Annotated in this window: 19 protein-coding genes; 8 read left to right on the top strand and 11 right to left on the bottom strand. The window is 72.3% G+C overall.

Annotated features, from left to right (window positions below; translation table 11 throughout):
- Positions 1-11: 11 nt before the first annotated feature.
- The 3 genes from A2U95_RS16680 to A2U95_RS16670 are packed head-to-tail and all read left to right on the top strand — an operon-like array spanning position 12 to position 2,774.
- On the top strand, positions 12-944 hold the full coding sequence (locus A2U95_RS16680) for an ABC transporter ATP-binding protein (protein WP_166023339.1): 933 nt from the start codon (positions 12-14) through the stop codon (positions 942-944).
- Positions 941-1,711: an ABC transporter permease gene (locus A2U95_RS16675; RefSeq protein ID WP_166023337.1), complete on the top strand. Its 771-nt coding sequence runs from the start codon at positions 941-943 to the stop codon at positions 1,709-1,711. Before A2U95_RS16680 ends, A2U95_RS16675 begins: the two co-directional genes overlap by 4 nt.
- Before the next feature lie 55 nt (positions 1,712-1,766).
- Complete coding sequence (locus A2U95_RS16670; protein WP_166023335.1) at positions 1,767-2,774, top strand: COX15/CtaA family protein; 1,008 nt, start codon at positions 1,767-1,769, stop codon at positions 2,772-2,774.
- Between the two features lie 744 nt (positions 2,775-3,518).
- Here the strand turns inward: A2U95_RS16670 and A2U95_RS16665 are convergent.
- On the bottom strand, positions 3,519-3,869 hold the full coding sequence (locus A2U95_RS16665) for a hypothetical protein (protein WP_166023333.1): 351 nt from the start codon (positions 3,867-3,869) through the stop codon (positions 3,519-3,521).
- A gap of 97 nt (positions 3,870-3,966) precedes the next feature.
- Positions 3,967-4,923 carry a heme o synthase gene (locus A2U95_RS16660; RefSeq protein WP_166025292.1) on the bottom strand — a complete coding sequence of 319 codons (957 nt, stop codon included), beginning with the start codon at positions 4,921-4,923 and terminating at the stop codon, positions 3,967-3,969.
- Between the two features lie 421 nt (positions 4,924-5,344).
- Here A2U95_RS16660 and tkt point away from each other — a divergent pair, with 421 nt between their 5' ends.
- Genes tkt through pgl form a run of 5 tightly spaced genes read left to right on the top strand, consistent with a single transcriptional unit; the run spans position 5,345 to position 11,980 of the window.
- Positions 5,345-7,432 carry a transketolase gene (tkt, locus tag A2U95_RS16655; protein ID WP_166023331.1) on the top strand — a complete coding sequence of 696 codons (2,088 nt, stop codon included), beginning with the start codon at positions 5,345-5,347 and terminating at the stop codon, positions 7,430-7,432.
- Positions 7,433-7,467: 35 nt separating this feature from the next.
- On the top strand, positions 7,468-8,586 hold the full coding sequence (tal, locus tag A2U95_RS16650; RefSeq protein WP_166023329.1) for a transaldolase: 1,119 nt from the start codon (positions 7,468-7,470) through the stop codon (positions 8,584-8,586).
- A 3-nt stretch (positions 8,587-8,589) separates the two neighbouring features.
- Positions 8,590-10,128 carry a glucose-6-phosphate dehydrogenase gene (gene zwf, locus A2U95_RS16645; RefSeq protein ID WP_166023327.1) on the top strand — a complete coding sequence of 513 codons (1,539 nt, stop codon included), beginning with the start codon at positions 8,590-8,592 and terminating at the stop codon, positions 10,126-10,128.
- Positions 10,125-11,228, top strand: a complete 1,104-nt coding sequence (opcA, locus tag A2U95_RS16640; protein WP_166023325.1) for a glucose-6-phosphate dehydrogenase assembly protein OpcA — start codon at positions 10,125-10,127, stop codon at positions 11,226-11,228. The genes zwf and opcA overlap by 4 nt, the downstream gene beginning before the upstream one ends.
- The gene (gene pgl, locus A2U95_RS16635; RefSeq protein ID WP_277350902.1) at positions 11,225-11,980 is read left to right on the top strand and encodes a 6-phosphogluconolactonase; all 756 of its coding nucleotides are present in this window, start codon (positions 11,225-11,227) and stop codon (positions 11,978-11,980) included. The genes opcA and pgl overlap by 4 nt, the downstream gene beginning before the upstream one ends.
- Positions 11,981-12,266: 286 nt before the next feature.
- Here the strand turns inward: pgl and pgi are convergent, their stop codons facing one another.
- From pgi to rapZ, 9 genes are all read right to left on the bottom strand, one after another.
- Positions 12,267-13,919: a glucose-6-phosphate isomerase gene (gene pgi, locus A2U95_RS16630; protein WP_166023323.1), complete on the bottom strand. Its 1,653-nt coding sequence runs from the start codon at positions 13,917-13,919 to the stop codon at positions 12,267-12,269.
- A gap of 240 nt (positions 13,920-14,159) precedes the next feature.
- Positions 14,160-14,447: an RNA polymerase-binding protein RbpA gene (locus tag A2U95_RS16625; protein WP_004002138.1), complete on the bottom strand. Its 288-nt coding sequence runs from the start codon at positions 14,445-14,447 to the stop codon at positions 14,160-14,162.
- Positions 14,448-14,764: 317 nt separating this feature from the next.
- The gene (gene secG / locus A2U95_RS16620; RefSeq protein WP_166023321.1) at positions 14,765-15,001 is read right to left on the bottom strand and encodes a preprotein translocase subunit SecG; all 237 of its coding nucleotides are present in this window, start codon (positions 14,999-15,001) and stop codon (positions 14,765-14,767) included.
- Between the two features lie 177 nt (positions 15,002-15,178).
- Positions 15,179-15,955 carry a triose-phosphate isomerase gene (gene tpiA, locus A2U95_RS16615; protein WP_166023319.1) on the bottom strand — a complete coding sequence of 259 codons (777 nt, stop codon included), beginning with the start codon at positions 15,953-15,955 and terminating at the stop codon, positions 15,179-15,181.
- Positions 15,956-15,959: 4 nt separating this feature from the next.
- Positions 15,960-17,171: a phosphoglycerate kinase gene (locus A2U95_RS16610; RefSeq protein WP_166023317.1), complete on the bottom strand. Its 1,212-nt coding sequence runs from the start codon at positions 17,169-17,171 to the stop codon at positions 15,960-15,962.
- 132 nt (positions 17,172-17,303) lie between these two features.
- Entirely contained in the window at positions 17,304-18,311 is a 1,008-nt protein-coding gene (gene gap, locus A2U95_RS16605) for a type I glyceraldehyde-3-phosphate dehydrogenase (RefSeq protein ID WP_166023315.1), read from the bottom strand.
- A 251-nt stretch (positions 18,312-18,562) separates the two neighbouring features.
- A complete protein-coding gene (gene whiA / locus A2U95_RS16600; protein WP_166023313.1) occupies positions 18,563-19,552 on the bottom strand; it encodes a DNA-binding protein WhiA in 990 nt (329 codons plus the stop codon).
- Positions 19,543-20,631 (bottom strand): gluconeogenesis factor YvcK family protein, encoded by a 1,089-nt coding sequence (locus A2U95_RS16595; protein WP_166023312.1) that lies wholly within the window; start codon positions 20,629-20,631, stop codon positions 19,543-19,545. The genes whiA and A2U95_RS16595 overlap by 10 nt, the downstream gene beginning before the upstream one ends.
- Positions 20,628-21,581 (bottom strand): RNase adapter RapZ, encoded by a 954-nt coding sequence (gene rapZ, locus A2U95_RS16590; RefSeq protein ID WP_166023310.1) that lies wholly within the window; start codon positions 21,579-21,581, stop codon positions 20,628-20,630. Before rapZ ends, A2U95_RS16595 begins: the two co-directional genes overlap by 4 nt.
- Positions 21,582-21,757: the final 176 nt, after the last annotated feature.

Genomic DNA, 21,757 nt, shown 5'->3' with positions numbered 1-21,757 from the left:
ACTCGTGTCCCATGCAGAGCAAACCCGCGGCCCCGGTCGTCCAGGTCCGGGCCCTGGTGAAACGGTACGGGCCGAAGACCGCGGTGAACGGCCTCGACCTGGTGGCCCGGGCGGGCATCACCGCCGTGCTGGGCCCCAACGGCGCGGGCAAGACCACCACCGTCGAGACCTGTGAGGGCTACCGCCGCCCCGACGCGGGCACGGTCCGCGTCCTCGGCCTCGACCCCGTCCGCGAGGCGGCGGCACTGCGCCCGCGGATCGGCGTGATGCTCCAGTCCGGCGGCGTCTACTCCGGCGCCCGCGCCGAGGAGATGCTCCGTCACGTCGCCAAGCTGCACGCCCACCCGCTGGACGTCGACGCGCTGATCGAGCGGCTCGGCCTCGGCTCGTGCGGGCGCACCTCCTACCGGCGGCTCTCCGGCGGCCAGCAGCAGCGGCTCGCGCTCGCCATGGCGGTCGTCGGCCGCCCCGAGCTGGTCTTCCTCGACGAGCCCACCGCCGGCCTCGACCCGCAGGCCCGCCGGGCCACCTGGGACCTGGTGCGCGACCTGCGCGAGGACGGCGTGTCGGTCATCCTCACCACCCACCACATGGACGAGGCCGAGCAGCTCGCCGACGACGTCGCCATCGTCGACGGCGGCACGGTGATCGCCCAGGGCTCCCCCGAGCAGCTGTGCCGCGGCGGCGCCGAGAACACCCTGCGGTTCTCCGGCCGCCCCGGCCTGGACGTGGCCTCGCTCCTCAAGGCGCTGCCCTCCGGTTCCACCGCCGCCGAGACCGTCCCCGGCTCCTACCGGATCACCGGGGACGTCGGCCCCCAGCTGCTGGCCACCGTGACCTCCTGGTGCGCCCAGCACGGCGTGATGCCCGACCGCATCGCCGTGGAACGGCACACGCTGGAGGACGTCTTCCTCGAGCTCACCGGCAAGGAGCTGCGCGCATGACCGCCACCGGGACCTACTCCCCGAGGCCCGGCGCCGCGCCGCTGGGCCGCATGATCGCCGCGCAGGCCGCGCTGGAGACGCGGATGCTGCTGCGCAACGGCGAGCAGCTGCTGCTCACCGTGGTCATCCCGACGCTGCTGCTGGTGCTCTTCAGTTCCGTGGACATCGTCGACACCGGCGAGGGCAGGGCCGTCGACTTCCTCGCGCCCGGCGTACTGGCGCTGGCGGTGATGTCCACGGCCTTCACCGGCCAGGCCATCGCCACCGGCTTCGAGCGCCGCTACGGCGTGCTCAAGCGGCTGGCCGCCTCGCCGCTGCCGCGCTGGGGGCTGATGACCGCCAAGACGCTCTCGGTGCTGGTCACCGAGGTCCTGCAGATCGCGCTGCTCACCGCGATCGCCCTCGCGCTGGGCTGGTCCCCGCGGGGCAACCCACTGGTGGTGCTCCTGCTGCTGCTCCTCGGCACGGCCGCGTTCTCCGGCCTCGGCCTGCTGATGGCGGGCACGCTGAAGGCGGAGGCCACGCTGGCCGCGGCCAACCTGGTCTTCCTGCTGCTGCTGGTGGGCGGCGGCGTGGTCGTGCCGCTCGACAAGTTCCCCGAGGCCGCGCAGTCGGTGCTGGGTCTGCTGCCGATCTCGGCGCTCTCCGGCGGGCTGCGGGACGTGCTCCAGCACGGCGCGGGCGTGCCGTGGGGCGACCTGGGGATCCTGGCCGCGTGGGCGGCCGCGGGGCTCGCCGCGGCGGGCCGCTTCTTCCGCTGGGAGTAACGTCACAGGCCGCACGGCGACCCCTCGTGAAACCGTGCACAAGCCCGGGCCTACGATGGTGCGCGTGTCGAACGAGATCCGTGGCGGAGCCGCAGCGGCGGTCCGCAATCCCCTCGCCCACATCGCCGACCGCTGGACCCCCGATCCCCGGACGGTCCGCCGTGCGGCGCTCGTCGCGCTGGTCATGTCGGTGGTCATCGTGGTCACCGGCGGCGCCGTCCGCCTGACCGGGTCCGGTCTGGGCTGCCCGACCTGGCCCAAGTGCACGGCGGACTCCCTCGCCACCACGCGCGAGATGGGCTGGCACGGCGTCATCGAGTTCGGCAACCGGCTGCTGACGTACGTGCTGTGCGCGGCGGTGGGCTGGGCGATCGTCGCGGCCCGTTCCACCAAGCCGTTCCGCCGGCAGCTGACGCGGATCGGCTGGCTGCAGTTCTGGATCGTGATGGGCAACGCGGTGCTCGGCGGCATCGTGGTGCTGGTCGGCCTCAACCCGTACACGGTGGCCGCGCACTTCCTGCTCTCCTCCGCGCTGATCGCGGCGGCGACGGTGATGTGGCACCGGGCCGGCGAGGGCGACGCCGCCCCGCGGCCGCTGGCGGCGCCGCCGCTGCGGCGGCTGGCCTGGACGCTGGTCGCGGTCACGGTGCTGCTGATCGCCGTGGGCACGGTGGTCACCGGGGCGGGTCCGCACGCGGGTGACTCCAGCGACGTGCCGCGGATGCCGGTGGACTGGGAGTCGGTGACGCGGGCGCACGCGGTGCTGGCGTGGCTGACGGTGCTGCTCACGGTGGCGCTCTGGGTGGGGCTGAAGCTGTTCGACTCCCCGCGGGTGACGCTGGCGCGGACGCGGGACCTGTTCCTGGTGCTGCTGGCGCAGGGCGCGATCGGGTACGTCCAGTACTTCCTGGACCTTCCCGAGCTGCTGGTGGGGCTCCACATGCTGGGTTCCGCGCTGGTGTGGATCTACACGCTGCGGGTCCTGCTGGCCCTGCGCGAGCGTCCCTCCACGGACCCCGGTGCGGTTGCGGCCCCCTCCCCCGCGGAGCCGGTCGCCGCGTAACACGGGCCTCGCCCTCTTCTTCGCCCCGCCGTGCCGCGCACGGCGGGGCGCCGCGCGTCACGCCCGCCCCGCGCCACCGTCCCCCGCACCGCCGCGTCGTCCCGCGCGCGCCCGCCCCGGTCACCCCGTCCTGCGGGCGGACGTGATCGCCCCGGCCAGCGGCAGCCGGCCCGACAACCCACCACCCTGCGGGCCCGCCCTCGCCGCCCCGGCGAGCAGCCTCGCGCCCGCCCCGCCCCGTCCTGCGGGCGACTGGGCCGCCCAGGGGGCGGCACGGGCGGGCGCAGGGCGGCGCCTTGCGCGGCGAGCGGTCCGCCCCACCACGCGCAAGCATGCGGTGCCGTACGCACGGGACCGCACAGCGGCGTGCACAAGCCGGGGCCCGGGCGGACAGCACCGTTCATCCCCCGACCCGCCCCCTTCCCAGGGGACTCAGGTTCCTCGGAGCGGACCGTCACGTGCGCACGTGAGGCCTGCGCCCACCCTCCCCCAAGCTCTCGACTTCGCTCGAGCAGGTGGGGGTGCCCCCGGACGAAGTCTGGGGGGACCCCCATCGCCCCAGCGGCACGATTGCCCGCAGACGGAACGGGCGGGGCCGGTGCCTGCGGACATCCGCCCGCCCCCCGCGGCGCGATCAGCTCCGGCGCGGGGAAGCAGGGGCGGGGGAAGCGCGGGCCGGGGGAAAACGGAGCCGCCGCGTCGGCCCGGGCTCCGGGGGACGCGGCGGCTCGGCGGCGGAGGGGCTCAGGGGTTCGCGGGCCCGCCGAGCTGGATCCCCGCCATGCGGGACCACTCGTACGGCCCCGTCCTCACCTTCGCGGCGAACTCCCCGTCGAACTCCTCGTGGACGGTGATCCCCGCCTTCTCCACGGCCTTGCGCGCCACCTCGTAGGTGGGGGCCACCAGGTCGCCCCAGTTCCCGTCCTCGCCCACCAGGACGATCCTCGCGCCCTTGCGGCCGAGGTGGGCCACCTGCCCCTCCGCGCCACCGTGCTTCGCGGCGAAGGCGCCGATCTCCTTGGCGAGCCGCGCGGCGCGCCGCTCCGCCTTCGCGTCCGGCCCGGCCGCCTCGTCAACCTGCTGCGTGTCTGCCATGGTCAGGATGCTACCGACGGGTAGTGGAACGGGCGACGCGAGGGGTGGGTGGCGTTGGCCACCCACCCCTCGCGTCGTCACGGAACGAGGGCCTCGCCTACCGCAGGAACGGGTCCACGGCGAGGGCGACGAAGAGGACGGAGACGTAGGTGATCGACCAGTGGAACAGCCGCATCTCCTTGAGCTTCGCGCCGGTGACCTCCGCCTTGGCGCGGCCCATGAGCGCGTGGGCCTCCCACAGCCACCAGCCGCCCGCCGCCAGCGCCACGGCGGTGTAGAACCAGCCCGTGTAGCCCAGCGGGGTCAGCAGCAGGGAGACCGCGACCATCACCCAGCTGTAGACGACGATCTGCCGGGCGACCACCTTGTTGCCGGCCAGCACCGGCAGCATCGGCACGCCCGCCCGGGCGTAGTCCTCCTTGACCTTCATCGACAGCGGCCAGTAGTGCGGCGGCGTCCAGAAGAAGATGACCAGGAAGAGGATGACCGGCGCCCAGGAGAGCGAGCCGGTCACCGCGGACCAGCCGATCAGCACCGGCATGCAGCCGGCGATGCCGCCCCAGACGATGTTCTGCGCCGTGCGGCGCTTGAGGATCATCGTGTAGACGACGACGTAGAAGAAGAGCGCGCCCAGCGCGAGCCAGGCGGACAGCCAGTTGACCGTGAGCCCGAACAGCAGGGTGGACCCGACGGCGAGGGCGATGCCGAAGGCGAGGCACTCGCGCGGGCTCACCATGCCGGTGACCAGCGGGCGCTGCGAGGTGCGGTCCATCAGCGCGTCGATGTCGCGGTCGTACCACATGTTCAGCGCGTTGGCGCCGCCCGCGGAGAGGTATCCGCCGAGGCAGGTCAGCAGCACGAGCGAGAGGTCGGGAACACCCTGCTCGGCCAGGAACATCACCGGCACGGTGGTGATGAGCAGCAGTTCGATGATCCGCGGCTTGGTCAGCGCCACGAACGCCATGGCCCGGGCCCGGAACGGCCGGCGGTTCGGCCTCGGGCTGCTCGTCCCGAATGCCGCCGCTGGACGGGATTCAACGGCCGTCACGCACACCCCTGACAGAGACATCCCAGCGAGCCCTCGCCGAATCGGACCTGTCGGAAAGGTCCGGCGAAGGCTCGCGCGTACCACGCCACTCTAGACGTTGCCCAGACCCCGCGATTCGCGGGGGTGCTCTCGTGTTGGCCGCACCCGCCGGGGAACCCGGCCGTGGAGCGTCCCGCGCACCGTGACGCGCCCCCGTGACATGCCGTGGGGCGCGCCCATGTGAGCGGACGCGAACCCAGAAGGAATGCCCATGTGAGCAGGGGCGAACGCAGAAGGAACAGGCCTGTGGCCACACTCTGGTCACACGGGGGAACCCAGTGTTTGCACGGGATAGGCTCGACCCGCCGGCGGCGCGGAACCCGTCGGTGGTACCGGTGGGCGCACACCTCACCGGCTTTCGACATGTGGAGAGGAGCCCTGACCCAGGGTGAGCAACAAGCCGACCACCACAGCCCTCGAGTGGACAGAGCTGGACCAGCGCGCGGTGGACACCGCCCGCATCCTGGCAGCTGACGCCGTACAGAAGGTCGGCAACGGCCATCCCGGTACGGCGATGAGCCTGGCGCCCGCGGCGTACACGCTCTTCCAGAAGGTGATGCGCCACGACCCGTCCGACGCCGACTGGGTGGGGCGTGACCGCTTCGTCCTCTCGGCCGGGCACTCGTCCCTGACCCTCTACACCCAGCTCTACCTGGCCGGCTTCGGCCTGGAGCTGGACGACCTGAAGGCCTTCCGCACCTGGGGTTCCAAGACCCCCGGCCACCCGGAGTACGGCCACACCACCGGGGTGGAGACCACCACCGGCCCGCTGGGCCAGGGTGTCGCCAACGCCGTCGGCATGGCGATGGCCGCCCGCTACGAGCGCGGCCTGTTCGACCCCGAGGCGCCGCAGGGCGAGTCGCCCTTCGACCACTTCGTCTTCTGCGTCGCCGGTGACGGCTGCCTCCAGGAGGGCATCGCCGCCGAGGCCTCCTCCCTGGCGGGCCACCAGAAGCTGGGCAACCTGGTCCTGCTGTGGGACGACAACCACATCTCGATCGAGGGCGACACCGAGACCGCGGTCTCCGAGGACGTCGTCAAGCGGTACGAGGCCTACGGCTGGCACGTCCAGCGGGTGGAGCCGCAGGAGAACGGCGACCTCGACCCGGCGGCCATCTACGAGGCCGTCCAGGCCGCGAAGGCGGTCACCGACCGGCCGTCGTTCATCGCGATGCGCTCCATCATCGCCTGGCCGGCCCCGAACGCGCAGAACACCGAGGCCGCCCACGGCTCGGCGCTCGGCGACGACGAGGTCGCCGCGACCAAGCGCGTGCTGGGCTTCGACCCGGAGCGGACCTTCGAGGTCTCCGACGAGGTCATCGGCCACACCCGCAAGGCCCTGGACCGCGGCCGTGACGCCCGGGCGGAGTGGGAGAAGCAGTTCCAGGCGTGGCGCCAGGCCAACCCGGAGCGGGCCGCGGAGTTCGACCGCATCGCCGCGGGCGAGCTGCCGGCCGGCTGGGAGGAGAAGCTGCCGGTCTTCGAGGCGGGCACCTCGGTGGCCACCCGTGCCGCGTCCGGCAAGGTGCTCCAGGCGCTGGGCTCGGTCGTGCCGGAGCTGTGGGGCGGCTCCGCCGACCTGGCGGGCTCCAACAACACCACCATCGACAAGACCAGCTCGTTCCTCCCCGTGGGCAACCCGCTGCCGGAGGCCGACCCGTACGGCCGCACCATCCACTTCGGCATCCGCGAGCACTCCATGGGCGCCGAGATGAACGGCATCGCCCTGCACGGCAACACGCGCGTCTACGGCGGCACCTTCCTGGTGTTCTCCGACTACATGCGCAACGCCGTCCGGCTCTCCGCGCTGATGCACCTGCCGGTGACCTTCGTGTGGACGCACGACTCGATCGGTCTGGGCGAGGACGGCCCGACCCACCAGCCGGTGGAGCACCTGGCCTCGCTGCGCGCCATCCCGGGCCTGAACATCGTGCGCCCGGCCGACGCCAACGAGACGGCCATCGCCTGGCGCGAGATCATGCGCCGCTGGACGAAGGAGTTCGGCAAGGGCACCCCGCACGGTCTGGCGCTCACCCGCCAGGGCGTGCCGGTGTACGAGGCGAACGAGGACACCGCCCGCGGCGGCTACGTCCTGCGCGAGGCCGAAGGCGGCGAGCCGCAGGTCGTGCTGATCGCCACCGGCTCCGAGGTGCACCTGGCCGTCGAGGCGCGCGAGCAGCTCCAGGCCGAGGGCGTCCCGACCCGGGTCGTCTCCATGCCGTCCGTCGAGTGGTTCGACGAGCAGGACCAGGCCTACAAGGACAGCGTCCTGCCCCCGTCCGTCAAGGCGCGGGTCGCCGTCGAGGCCGGCATCGGCCTCACCTGGCACCGCTTCGTGGGCGACGCCGGGCGGATCGTCTCGCTGGAGCACTTCGGCGCCTCCGCCGACGCCAAGGTGCTGTTCCGCGAGTTCGGCTTCACCGCCGAGAACGTGGCCGCCCAGGCCCGGGAATCCCTCGCCGCCGCGCGGCGCTGACGCTGATACCGATCAAGTAGGAGATGCAAAGAACCATGACAGACGCACTCAAGCGCCTCTCCGACGAGGGTGTGGCGATCTGGCTGGACGACCTGTCCCGCAAGCTGATCTCCTCCGGCGCCCTGCAGGAGCTGATCGCCGACCAGCACGTGGTCGGCGTCACCACCAACCCGTCGATCTTCCAGAAGGCGATCTCCGAGGGCGACGGCTACGACACCCAGCTCACCGATCTCGCCGCCCGCAAGGTGACGGTCGAGGAGGCGATCCGGATGATCACCACGGCGGACGTCCGCGACGCCGCCGACGTCCTGCGCCCGGTCTTCGACGCCACCGACGGCCGTGACGGCCGGGTGTCGATCGAGGTCGACCCCCGCCTCGCGCACGACGAGCGGGCCACGGTCGCCGAGGCCAAGCAGCTGGCCTGGCTGGTGGACCGCCCGAACACCCTCATCAAGATCCCGGCGACCCTGGCGGGCCTGCCCGCGATCACCGACGTCATCGGCCTGGGCATCAGCGTCAACGTCACGCTGATCTTCTCCCTGGAGCGCTACCGCCAGGTGATGGACGCCTACCTGGCCGGCCTGGAGAAGGCCAAGGAGCGCGGCCTGGACCTGTCGAAGATCCACTCCGTGGCCTCCTTCTTCGTCTCCCGCGTCGACACCGAGATCGACAAGCGGATCGACGCCCTGGGCACCGACGAGGCCAAGGCGGTGCGCGGCAAGGCCGCCCTCGCCAACGCCCGTCTGGCCTACCAGGCGTACGAGGAGGTCTTCTCCTCGGACCGCTGGAACGCCCTGGAGCGCGCCGGCGCCAACCGCCAGCGTCCGCTGTGGGCCTCCACCGGCGTCAAGGACAAGGCGTACAAGGACACCCTGTACGTCGACGACCTGGTCGCGCCGAACACGGTGAACACCATGCCGGGCGGCACGCTCCAGGCCGTGGGCGACCACGGCCAGATCACCGGCGACACGGTCACCGGCACCTACGAGCAGGCCCGCGCCGACCTCGACGCCGTGGAGCGTCTGGGCATCTCCTACGACGAGGTCGTGGAGCTGCTGGAGAAGGAGGGCGTCGAGAAGTTCGAGGCCGCCTGGAACGACCTGCTGGACTCGACCAAGGCCGAGCTCGAGCGGCTCGCCCCTTCGGAGGGCTAGGCCTTGTCACCCTCCCCTGTCACCGGAGCGAACCCGCTCCGTGACGCCCTGGACCGACGGCTCCCGCGCATCGCGGGGCCGTCGGGCCTGGTGATCTTCGGCGTCACGGGCGACCTGTCCCGCAAGAAGCTGATGCCGGCGGTGTACGACCTCGCGAACCGTGGTCTGCTGCCGCCGGGTTTCTCCCTGGTGGGCTTCGCCCGCCGTGAGTGGGCGGACGAGGACTTCGCCCAAGTGGTCCACGACGCGGTCAAGGAACACGCCCGCACCCCCTTCCGCGAGGAGGTCTGGCAGCAGCTCGCCCAGGGCATGCGGTTCGTCCAGGGCTCCTTCGACGACGACGAGTCGTTCGCGTCGCTGCGCTCCACCATCGAGGAGCTCGACCGCGCCCAGGGCACCGGCGGAAACTTCGCGTTCTACCTCTCCGTCCCGCCCGGTTCCTTCCCGGTGGTCATCCAGCAGCTGAAGAAGCACGGGCTGGCCGACCAGACGGACGGCTCCTGGCGCCGCGCCGTGATCGAGAAGCCCTTCGGCCACGACCTGAGGTCGGCCGAGGAGCTCAACGCCCTCGTGCACGAGGTGTTCGCCCCGGAGCAGGTGTTCCGGATCGACCACTACCTCGGCAAGGAGACGGTCCAGAACATCCTGGCGCTGCGCTTCGCCAACCAGATGTTCGAGCCGCTCTGGAACCGGTCCTACGTCGACCACGTGCAGATCACGATGGCCGAGGACATCGGCATCGGCGGCCGGGCCGGCTACTACGACGGCATCGGCGCGGCCCGCGACGTCATCCAGAACCACCTGCTCCAGCTGCTCGCCCTCACCGCGATGGAGGAGCCCGCCTCCTTCGACGCGGACGCGCTGGCCGCCGAGAAGACCAAGGTCCTCGGCGCGGTGCGACTCCCCTCCGACCTGGCCGCCTCGACCGTGCGCGCCCAGTACACGGCGGGCTGGCAGGGCGGCGCCAGGGCGGTCGGCTACCTGGAGGAGGAGGGCATCGACCCGTCCTCCCGGACCGACACCTACGCGGCGATCAAGCTGGAGATCGACAACCGCCGCTGGGCGGGCGTCCCCTTCTACCTGCGCACCGGCAAGCGCCTGGGCCGCCGGGTCACCGAGATCGCGGTCGTCTTCCAGCGCGCCCCGCACTCCCCGTTCGGCCACACGGCCACCGAGGAGCTGGGGCAGAACGCCATGGTGATCCGGGTGCAGCCGGACGAGGGCATGACGGTCCGGTTCGGTTCGAAGGTTCCGGGCACCTCCATGGAGATCCGGGACGTCTCGATGGACTTCGCCTACGGCGAGTCCTTCACCGAGTCCAGCCCGGAGGCCTACGAGCGGCTCATCCTCGACGTCCTCCTCGGCGACGCCAACCTCTTCCCGCGCACGGAGGAGGTCGAGCTGTCCTGGAAGATCCTCGATCCGATCGAGCAGTTCTGGGACACCGAGGGCGCTCCCGCCCGATATCCGGCCGGAACCTGGGGACCCGCAGAAGCGGACGAGATGCTCGCACGAGACGGACGGAGCTGGCGCCGGCCATGAAGATCGACCTCACCGACACCACGGCCAGCAAGATCAACAAAGCGCTGGTCCAGGGACGCCGCGCGCTCGGCGCCCCGGCCGTCGGCATGGTGCTCACCCTGGTCGTCGTCACCGACGAGGAGAACGCCTACGACGCCATGAAGTCGGCGTCGGAGGCCTCGCACGAGCACCCCGCGCGACTGCTGGTGGTCATCAAGCGGCACGCCCGTTCCCCGCGCGACCGCACCAAGTCCCGCCTCGACGCCGAGGTGCGGGTGGGCGCGGACGCGGGCGCCGGCGAAACGGTGGTGCTCCGGCTCTACGGCGAGGTGGTCAACCACGCCCAGTCGGTGGTCCTGCCGTTGCTGCTGCCGGACGCCCCCGTGGTGGTCTGGTGGCCGGTGAACGCGCCCTCGGACCCCGCCCAGGACCCCCTGGGCGCGCTGGCGCAGCGCCGCGTGACCGACACCTACGCGGCGGAGGACCCGGTGGGCGAGCTGCGCTCGCTCGCCGGTTCCTACACGCCCGGCGACACCGACCTGTCGTGGACCCGGATCACCCCGTGGCGGTCCATGCTGGCCGCCGCGCTCGACCAGGTGGTCTGCCGGGTCGAGGCCGTCGAGGTCGAGGGCGAGGAGTTCAACCCGAGCTGCGAGCTGCTGGCCATGTGGCTGGCCGAACGCCTCGACGTGCCGGTGCGCCGCACGCAGTCCGCCGGGCCCGGTCTGACCGGTGTCCGGATGGAGACCGACTGCGGCCGGATCACCCTCGACCGCGCCGACGGCACGCTGGCGACCCTCGCCATCGAGGGCCAGCCGGACCGGCAGGTGGCGCTCAAGCGGCGCGACACCTCGGAGCTGATCGCCGAGGAGCTGCGCCGCCTGGACCCGGACGAGACGTACGCGGCCGCCCTCCAGTACGGGGTGGACCGGCTGTACGCGGCGGCCGACGCGGCCGAGACCTTCGGCGACGGGTCCCCGGACGCCCCGCGGGAGGCCTCCGGTGCTCCCGGGGCCTCCTCCGAGGAGCCGGTGCCGGTGCCGGAGGAGGACGTGGTGAAGGGTCCTGCCAAGCGGGCCGCGAAGCGGGGTCCCGCCGTGAAGCGGGCGGCGGCCAAGTGAGCGGGGGCGAGCGGCGGCTGCTGGTCCACCGCGACAAGGACCTGATGGCCCGGGCGGCCGCGGCACGGCTGATCACCGCCGTGGCCGACGCCCAGGCCGAGCGGGGGCACGCCTCGGTGGTCCTCACCGGCGGCCGCAACGGCAACGGGCTGCTGGCCGCGCTGGCCGAGTCGCCCGCGCGGGACGCCGTGGACTGGGCCCGCCTGGACCTGTGGTGGGGCGACGAGCGGTACCTGCCGGCCGGCGACCCGGAGCGCAACGTCACGCAGGCCCGCCGGGCGCTGCTGGACGCCGTGCCGGTGGACCCGTCCCGGGTGCACGCGATGCCGGCCTCCGACGGGCCGCACGGGGACGACGTGGAGGCGGCGGCGACCGCCTACGCGCGGGAGCTGGCGGCGGCCGCCGGGGACGGCGCGACGGTCCCGGAGTTCGACGTGCTGATGCTGGGCGTCGGCCCGGACACCCACGTCGCCTCCCTCTTCCCCGGCCTGCCCGGGGTGCGGGAGACCGGGCGCACGGTGGTCGCCGTGCGGGAGGCTCCGAAGCCGCCGCCGGTACGGGTGTCGCTGACGCTGCCGGCGATCCGGGCGGCGCGTCAGGTGTGGCTGCTGGCGGCCGGCGAGGACAAGGCGGAGGCCGCGGCCACCGTCCTGCGCGGCGGGGCCGGCTCCGCCGACGCCCCCGCGGCGGGGGCGTACGGCCGGGAGAGCACGCTCTGGCTCCTCGACGCGGCGGCGGCGTCCAGGCTGTAGTCCGAGCCGCTGCCTCCGCCGAAGCCCCCGGCGCCGTCACCGGCGCCGGGGGCTTCCGCGTGCTCGAGGGCTTCCGCGTGCTCGCCCCGTGCCGCCCGGCGGCACGGTCGCCCGCGGGCTCCTGCGGGGACGGCCGGGCCGCCGGGCGGGCACAGGCCTCACGTACGCGCCGGACGGTTCACACCGCGGAGGGCCGGCCCCGGGAAGGGCCCGGGAAGGCCCCGGGAAGGGAAGGACGGGCCGGAGAACCGGCTCGCGCGGCGGCCCCACGGCGTGAGGCCCGGGCTCAGCGGCCGCGCAGCTCCCGGTACTTGGCGACCAGCGCGCGCGTCGAGCCGTCCAGGCCGGGCACGTCCGCGCCCTCCGTGAGGGCGGGCTCGACGCGCTTGGCGAGGACCTTGCCCAGCTCGACGCCCCACTGGTCGAAGGAGTCGATGTCCCACACCGCGCCCTGCACGAACACCTTGTGCTCGTAGAGCGCCACCAGCTGTCCCAGCACGGAGGGCGTGAGCGCGTCGGCGAGGATCGTGGTCGTCGGGTGGTTCCCCGGGAAGGTGCGGTGCGGCACCAGTTCCTCCGCGGCGCCCTCCGCGCGGACCTCCTCCGGCGTCTTGCCGAAGGCCAGCGCCTGGGTCTGCGCGAAGAAGTTGGCCATCAGCAGGTCGTGCTGGGCCTCCAGTTCGCCGCTGAGCTCGTCCACCGGCCTGGCGAACCCGATGAAGTCGGCGGGGACCAGCTTGGTGCCCTGGTGGATCAACTGGTAGTACGCGTGCTGCCCGTTGGTGCCCGGCGTGCCCCAGACCACCGGACCGGTCTGCCACTCCACCGGCCGTCCGTCACGGGCCACGTACTTGCCGTTGGACTCCATGTCGAGCTGCTGGAGGTAGGCCGTGAACTTCGACAGGTAGTGGCTGTAGGGCAGCACCGCGTGCGACTGCGCGTCGTGGAAGTTGTTGTACCAGATGCCCAGCAGACCCAGCAGCAGAGGCGCGTTGTCCTCCGGCGGGGCGGTGCGGAAGTGCTCGTCGACCAGCCGGAAGCCGTCCAGCATCTCGCGGAACCGGTCCGGGCCGATGGCGATCATCAGGGAGAGGCCGATCGCCGAGTCGTAGGAGTACCGGCCGCCGACCCAGTCCCAGAACGCGAACATGTTCTCGGTGTCGATGCCGAACTCGGCGACCTTGCCGGCGTTGGTGGACAGCGCCACGAAGTGCTTGGCCACCGCCTCCTGTCCGGCGCCGAGCTGCCCGAGCAGCCAGGTGCGCGCCGACGTGGCGTTGGTGACCGTCTCGATGGTGGTGAAGGTCTTGGAGGCGACGATGAACAGCGTCTCCTCCGCGTCCAGCCCCTGCAGCGCCTCGTGCAGGTCGGCGCCGTCGACGTTGGAGACGAACCGGAAGGCCAGCGAGCGGTCGGTGTAGGCGCGCAGCACCTCGTAGGCCATCGCGGGGCCGAGGTCGGAGCCGCCGATGCCGATGTTGACGACGGTGCGGATCCGCTTGCCGGTGTGGCCGGTCCAGCCGCCGGAGCGGACCCGGTCGGCGAAGCCGGCCATCTTCTCCAGGACGGTGTGCACCGCCGGCACCACGTTGGCGCCGTCCACCTCGATCGAGGCGTCGCGCGGGGCGCGCAGCGCGGTGTGCAGGACGGCCCGGTCCTCGGTGATGTTGATCTTCTCGCCGCGGAACATGGCGTCGCGCTGCCCGAAGACGTCGCGGGCCGCCGCCAGGTCGCGCAGCAGCCGCAGCGTCTCGTCGGTGACCAGGTGCTTGGAGTAGTCGATGTGGAGGTCGCCGACCCGCAGGGTGTACGCCGAGCCCCGGTCCGGCTCCGCGTCGAACAGCTCTCGCAGCCGCACCTCGCCGAGCGCCTCGCGGTGCTTGGCCAGAGCGTTCCACTCCGGCAGCCGGTTGAGCCTCGGACGGCTCTCTGCGTTCATCGACTCTGCCCTCTTTCGTGCCTGCTGGCTTTCGCGCCTGCGGGCTTCGTTCCCGCAAGGTGTGCGGGCCGCGTACCCGTGCGGCGGCCCCTGCCAACCTAGTTGATCAGTCCCCCCGTGGCGCGTTTGTCCACAGGCCGGAACCACGGACGGCGGACGGCGGCCTCCGGCGGGGGCGGGCTCCCACGGGCAGGACGGAACGGCCGGACACCCGTTCGGGGTCCGGCCGTTGACGTCGGGTCAGATCTCGCCGCGCAGCTTGGCCAGCGCCTCGGCGAGGATCGCCTCGCCGTCGGCGTCGCTGCGCCGCTCCCGCACGTAGGCGAGGTGGGTCTTGTAGGGCTCGGTGCGCGGCGGGTCCGGCGGGTTGTCCCGGTCCTGTCCGGCCGGGAAGCCGCAGCGCGGACAGTCCCAGGTGTCGGGAACCTGCGCGTCACTCGCGAAACTCGGCTGGGTCTCGTGCCCGTTGGAGCACCAGAAGGAGATGCGCAGCCGGGGCGCGGACTCACCGCGCTCGGCCTCGCCCATCGGCCCCGCCCCGACCCGACTTCCTCGGATCGCGTTGCCACTTGCCACGGTCTAACTCCCTGCGTGATGGTGCCGCGAAGCTGGTCGGCGCAGCGCTTCGCCGCGAGCGCCCTCAGTAGGCCCGGACAGTCTACGTAAGGCCCAACGCGCGTCCAGTGACCTCTGAGCCACGGCCCCCGAACAGACGCAGGCCCCATGATAGGCCGCCTTCCAGGAGGCGTACCCGTCATGGGGCCTTGCGCGTTCGAGGGATCCGGACCGGAGCCGCCGTCCCTCCGCCTTTCGGCCGACGACGGTCGATCAGCGTCGATTTCCGGTCAGTTGGCGCCCGGGGACTTCGTGATGATGGCGAGCACCACGATGCAGACGACCCACAGGATGCCGACGACCACGGTGATCCGGTCCAGGTTGCGCTCGGCGACCGAGGAGCCGCCGACGGACGACTGCATGCCGCCGCCGAACATGTCGGAGAGGCCGCCGCCCTTGCCCTTGTGCATCAGCACCAGCAGCATCAGCAGCGCGCTGAAGACGATCAGGGCGATCTGGAACCCCATAACCACAGCTGGACCAACTTCCTCGGATTCGGATGGACGACGCGGGCCCGGCGCCCCTGGCGACCTCACGCGTCTCGTGCGACGCACTGGTCAGGACACCGGACCCCGCAAGGGTACGACGAATCGTCCTCGCCGCCTACTCACTCCCTGGCGGGATCACCCACCGGGTACGGGCGGTCACTGGTCGCGGAACCGGACGATCTTCACGAACTCGTCGACGTCCAGGGAGGCCCCGCCGACCAGGGCGCCGTCGATGTCCGGCTTCGACATGATCTCGGCGACGTTCCCGGACTTCACGGACCCGCCGTATTGGATGCGGATCTTGTCGGCGACGTCCTGGGAGTACAGCTCGGCGAGCTTGCCGCGGATCGCCCCGCAGACCTCCTGGGCGTCGTCGGCGCCGCAGACCTGGCCGGTGCCGATGGCCCAGACCGGCTCGTAGGCGACGACGACCGTCTCGGCCTGCTCGGCCGGGACGTCCTTCAGGCCGCCCTCGACCTGGGCGAGGGTGTGCTCCACGTGGCGGCCGGCCTGGCGGACCTCGAGCTCCTCGCCCACGCACAGGATCGGCGTCAGCTCGTGCTTGAAGGCGGCCTTGACCTTGGCGTTGACGATCTCGTCGGTCTCGTCGTGGTACTGGCGGCGCTCGGAGTGGCCGACGGCCACGAAGGAGCACTTCAGCTTGGCCAGCATCGCGCCGGAGATCTCACCGGTGTAGGCGCCGGAGTCGTGCGCGGAGACGTCCTGGGCGCCGTACTTGACCTTGAGCTTGTCGCCGTCGACCAGCGTCTGCACGGAGCGCAGGTCCGTGAAGGGCGGCAGCACGGCGACCTCGACGGCCTCGTAGTCCTTCTCCGCCAGGGCGAAGGCGAGCTTCTGGACGTGGGCGATGGCCTCGAGGTGGTTGAGGTTCATCTTCCAGTTGCCCGCCATCAGCGGCGTACGGGTGGTCATCGGGTCAGTCCTCCAGTGCGGCGAGGCCGGGGAGCGTCTTGCCCTCGAGGTACTCGAGGGAGGCGCCGCCGCCGGTCGAGATGTGGCCGAAAGCGTTCTCGTCGAAGCCAAGCGTACGGACCGCCGCGGCGGAGTCCCCGCCGCCCACCACGGTGAAGCCCTTGGACTCGGTCAGCGCCCGGGCGACGGCACGGGTGCCCTGGGCGAAGTCGGGGTGCTCGAAGACGCCCATGGGACCGTTCCAGAAGACGGTCGCGGCGTCGGCCAGCTTCTCGGCGTAGAGCTCGCCGCTGCGCGGGCCGATGTCCATGCCCGCCTGGTCGGCCGGCATGGCGTCGGCGGCGACGGTGTCCGGGTCGGCGGGGGCCTTCGTCCTCAGGTCCGGGAACTGCGGCGTGACGAGCGCGTCGACCGGCAGCACGATCTCCACGCCGCTCTTCTCGGCGCGCTCCATGTACTCGGTGACCGTGGCGAGCTGGTCCTCCTGCAGGAGGGAGGTGCCGACCTCGTAACCCTTGGCCTTGAGGAAGGTGAACGCCATGCCGCCGCCGATCAGGATGCGGTCGGCCTTGCCGAGCAGCCGGTCGATCACGGCGAGCTTGTCGGAGACCTTGGCGCCGCCGAGGACCACCGCGTAGGGGCGGGCGACCTCGTCGGTGAGCTTCTTGAGGACGTCGACCTCGGCGGCGATCAGGTAGCCGGCGTAGTGCGGCAGGCGGGCCGGAAGGTCGTACACCGACGCGTGCTTGCGGTGCACCGCGCCGAAGCCGTCGCCGACGTAGACGTCCGCGAGGGCGGCGAGCTCGTCGGCGAACGCGCCGCGCCCGGCGTCGTCCTTGGAGGTCTCGCCCGCGTTGAACCGCAGGTTCTCGATCACGGCGACCTGGCCGGACCGGAGTCCTCCGACGGTCTCCTGGGCGGCGGGGCCGACGGTGTCCTCGGCGAAGGCCACCGGGGCGTCCAGCAGCTCACCGAGCCGCTCGGCGGCGGGTCGCAGGGTGAAGGCGGGGTCCGGCGCGCCCTTGGGCCGGCCCAGGTGCGAGGCGACGACCACCTTGGCGCCGGCCCCGGCGAGCGCCTTCACGGTCGGCAGGACGGCCCGGATGCGGCCGTCGTCGGTGATCCGGCCTTCCGCGAGCGGCACGTTGAGGTCGGCGCGGACGAACACGCGCCTGCCGTCCACTCCCTCGGCGAGCAGTTCGTCGATCGTCTTCATTCAGGGACTCCTCGGAGACTGAGCTGACTCGGCTGAGCTTATTCAGACATGGAGCAGGGCCCGGACGGCGCCTCGCTGCGCCGCCCAAGCCCTGCTCCCACGTCGGTGGATCTGTACGTTACGGCTCGAGGCTCAGAGCTGGTTGCCGACGAAGACCGTCAGGTCGACGAGGCGGTGGGAGTAGCCCCACTCGTTGTCGTACCAACCGATCACCTTCACCGACTTGCCCTCCTGAACCATGGTCAGGGAGGAGTCGAAGGTGCAGGAGGCCGGCTGGGAGACGATGTCGGAGGAGACGATCGGGTCCTCGGTGAAGACCAGGATGCCCTTCAGGGGACCCTCGGCGGCCTTCTGGAAGACCGCGTTGACCTCTTCCTTGGTGGTCTCGCGGGAGAGCTCCACGACCAGGTCGGTGACCGAGCCGGTGGGAACCGGGACGCGCATGGCCATGCCGTCCAGCTTGCCCTTGAGCTGCGGGAGGACCAGGGCGGTCGCCTTCGCCGCGCCCGTGGTCGTCGGGATGATGTTGACCGCCGCGGCCCGGGCCCGGCGCAGGTCCGAGTGCGGGAAGTCCAGGATGCGCTGGTCGTTGGTGTACGCGTGCACCGTCGTCATCAGGCCCTTGACGATGCCGAAGTTCTCGTCGAGGACCTTCGCCATCGGCGCCACGCAGTTGGTGGTGCAGGAGGCGTTGGAGATGACGTGGTGGTTCTCCGGGTCGTACTGGTTCTCGTTGACGCCCATCACCACGGTGAGGTCCTCGCCCTTGGCGGGGGCGGAGATCAGCACCTTCTTGGCGCCGCCGGCCAGGTGCTGGGCGGCGGCCTCGCGCTTGGTGAAGATGCCGGTCGACTCGATGACGATGTCGACGCCGAGCTCGCCCCAGGGGATGTCCGCCGGGTTGCGCTCGGACAGGACCTTGACGGTCTTCCCGCCGACCGTGATCGAGTCCTCGGTGTGGGTGACCTCCTCGGCCAGGCGGCCGAGGACGGTGTCGTACTTCAGCAGGTGTGCGGTGGTCGCGGTGTCACCAAGGTCGTTGACAGCCACGACTTCGACATCCGCACCCTGGTCGAGCAGAGCCCGGAAGTAGTTGCGACCGATGCGGCCGAAGCCGTTGATGCCTACGCGGATCGTCACGAACCCATCTCCTTGTTGGTGCGCCGGTACGGCAAAGCCGCCGCCCGGCGAGCTGCATGAGTTGTCCCCGACCGCCTCCGACCCTACCGCTCGCAGGGCCCGGAAGTGACATTGAGATGGCCCATACCCGGCGGGCCCCGGCTTACCCGTCGGTAGTCGGACGGATCACGCTCTTTCGTGCACCCGGTCGCACAAATGTCGAAGGGAGCGCGGCATGTCTCCGCGCTCCCCATCGGCCTTTTGAACGAACGTCAGCCAGCCAGGTTGTCCGCAAGTTCCTCGGTCAGACCCGCTTCGGTACCAGGGATTCCGAGGTCGGCCGCCCGCTTGTCCGCCATGGCGAGCAGGCGGCGGATGCGGCCGGCCACCGCGTCCTTGGTGAGCGGCGGATCGGCGAGCGCTCCCAGTTCCTCCAGGGAGGCCTGCTTGTGCTCCATGCGCAGCCGTCCGGCCGCCGCGAGGTGCTCGGGCACCTCCTCGCCCAGGATCTCCAGCGCGCGCTGCACACGGGCCCCCGCCGCCACCGCGGCGCGGGCCGAACGGCGCAGGTTGGCGTCGTCGAAGTTGGCCAGCCGGTTGGCGGTGGCGCGGACCTCGCGGCGCATCCGCCGCTCCTCCCACGCGAGCACCGAGTCGTGCGCGCCGAGCCGCGTCAACAGCGCGCCGATCGCATCACCGTCACGGACGACCACCCGGTCGACGCCGCGCACCTCGCGGGCCTTCGCCGCGATGGACAGCCGCCGGGCCGCGCCGACCAGGGCGAGCGCCGCCTCGGGGCCGGGGCAGGTGACCTCCAGCGAGGAGGAGCGCCCGGGCTCGGTCAGCGAGCCGTGCGCCAGGAACGCCCCGCGCCAGGCGGCCTCGGCGTCGCAGGTGGCGCCGGAGACGACCTGCGGGGGCAGCCCGCGGATCGGGCGGCCGCGGCCGTCGACCAGCCCGGTCTGCCGGGCGAGCTGGTCACCGCCCGCGACGACCCGCACCACGAACCGGGAACCCCGGCGCAGACCGCCGGGCGCCATGACGATCAGCTCGGAGCTGTGACCGAAGATCTCCAGGATGTCCCGCTTGAGGCGCCGGGCCGCGTTGGCGGTGTCCAGCTCGGCCTCGATCACGATCCGGCCGCTCACCAGGTGGAGGCCGCCGGCGAACCGGAGCAGGGCGGAGACCTCCGCCTTTCTGCAGCAGGTCCGGGTGACGGGAAGCCGTGAGATCTCGTCCTTCACAGCCGACGTCATCGCCATGGGCCGATCCTTCCATGCATCCGAAAAATACGGTCGTACGCGGCCGCCAGCAGCTCCGGGTCGTGCCGGGGGGTTCCGTCGGTCCGGGCCACGGGGGCCAGCTCGACCGCCGCGCCGACCCGCTTGGCGGCCGCGGCGAGCGCTTCGCGGTCGGGTACGGCGGCCTCGTCGGCCAGCACCACGTCCAAGGCGAGTTTAGGGGCGTGTCGTGCCAAAACCTCCACATGACGCTGCGGGGAGAACCCCTCGGTTTCTCCGGGCTGCGGCGCGAGGTTCAGCGAGAGCACCCGGCGCGCACGGGTCCGCGTGAGCGCCTCGAGCAGTTCGGGCACCAGCAGGTGCGGGATCACCGAGGAGAACCAGCTCCCCGGTCCGAGCACCACCCAGTCGGCGTCCAGCACCGCCTCCACGGCCTCCGGGACGGCCGGCGGGTCGTGCGGCACCAGGTGGACGGACTGCACCTCGCCCGGGGTCAGCGCCACCGTGGCCTGGCCCCGGACGGTGTCCACGTCCTCCGGGCGCGTCGGGTCGTGGCCCTTCACCAGCGCCTGGAGCTCCAGCGGCACCGCGGACATGGGCAGCACCCGGCCGTTCGCGCCGAGCAGCCGGCCCACCAGGTCCAGCGCCTGGACGTGGTCGCCCAGCTGTTCCCAGAGGGCCACGATCAGCAGGTTGCCGACGGCGTGGCCGTGCAGGTCGCCCTCGGTCTGGAAGCGGTGCTGGATGACCCGGGCCCAGGTCTGGCCCCAGTCGTCGTCGCCGCACAGCGCGGCCAGCGCCTTGCGCAGGTCACCGGGGGGCAGCACCCCCAGTTCCTGGCGCAGGCGGCCGCTGGAGCCGCCGTCGTCGGCGACGGTGACCACGGCGGTCAGGTCGCCGGTGATCCGGCGCAGCGCCGCCAGCGAGGCGGACAGGCCCATGCCGCCGCCCAGGGCGACGACCTTGGGCTGTGCGCCGCGGCGGCGCGGCCGGGCTCCGCGGGTCTCCGCGGCGGCGCGCGCGGCCGTCCGGGCCTCCCCGCGGAAGGCGGGGACCGCGCTGCGCCGCAGGCCGGTGAGCCGCGGGGTGTGGCGTCTCATTCGCGTCCCATGTCCCGGTGGACGACCACCGTCTCGACCCCGTCCGCGGCCAGGCGCTTGGCGAGCTTCTCGGACATGGCGACGGAGCGGTGCTTGCCGCCGGTGCAGCCGACGGCCACGGTCACGTAGCGCTTGCCCTCGCGGCGGTAGCCGGCCGCGATCATGTGCAGCAGCTCGGTGTACCGGTCGAGGAACTCCTTGGCGCCGGGCTGGGAGAAGACGTAGGAGGACACCTCCTCGTTGAGGCCGGTGTACGGGCGCAGCTCGGGGACCCAGTGCGGGTTGGGCAGAAAGCGCATGTCCACGACGAGGTCGGCGTCGACGGGCAGGCCGTACTTGAAGCCGAACGACATCACGGTGGCCCGCAGCTCGGGCTCCTCCTCGCCGGCGAACTGGGCGTCCATCTTGGCGCGCAGCTGGTGCACGTTGAGGCCGGAGGTGTCGATCACCAGGTCGGCGTCGCCGCGCAGCTCGCGCAGGAGTTCGCGCTCGGCGGCGATGCCGTCGACGATGCGGCCGTCGCCCTGCAGCGGGTGCGGGCGGCGCACCGACTCGAAGCGGCGCACCAGGGCGTCGTCGGAGGACTCCAGGAAGACGAACCGCCTCCTGACCTGGCGGGCGTCCAGCTCGGTGAGGGACTCGCGGAGGTTGTCGAAGAAGCGGCGGCCGCGGACGTCGACGACCACGGCGATCCGCGCGACGTTGCCCTGGCTGCGGGCGCCGAGCTCCACCATGGTGGGGATGAGGGCGGGCGGCAGGTTGTCCACGACGAACCAGCCGAGGTCCTCCAGGCACTTGGCCGCGGTGGAACGGCCGGCCCCGGACATGCCGGAGATGATCACCAGCTCCGGGGTGGCCGTGTCGGCCGCCTGGGGAGTGTCCGTGCCCGTCGTCACCTGTTCCGCTCCGTCGTCCGTCCGGGCCGTCTGCCCCGGCTGCTGCTGTGTCATGCGTGCTGCCCCCGTCTCTCGTCCTTGCCGTCCGGCGACCGCTCCCGGTCTCCGTCGCGCGCCTTCCCGTCCGCTTCCCCGCCCACGCCCTCGCCGCCGGGGCGGGCCGCCGGGTCCGCCGGAGCGGGCCGCGGCGGTTCCCCGCCCCCGGCCGTCCGCGGCCGCGGCCCGGGCTC

Source organism: Streptomyces chilikensis, assembly GCF_001642695.1.
GTDB lineage: Bacteria > Actinomycetota > Actinomycetes > Streptomycetales > Streptomycetaceae > Streptomyces > Streptomyces chilikensis.
Note: the sequence above shows the minus strand (reverse complement) of the source record. Positions and strands in the feature narration are given on the sequence as shown.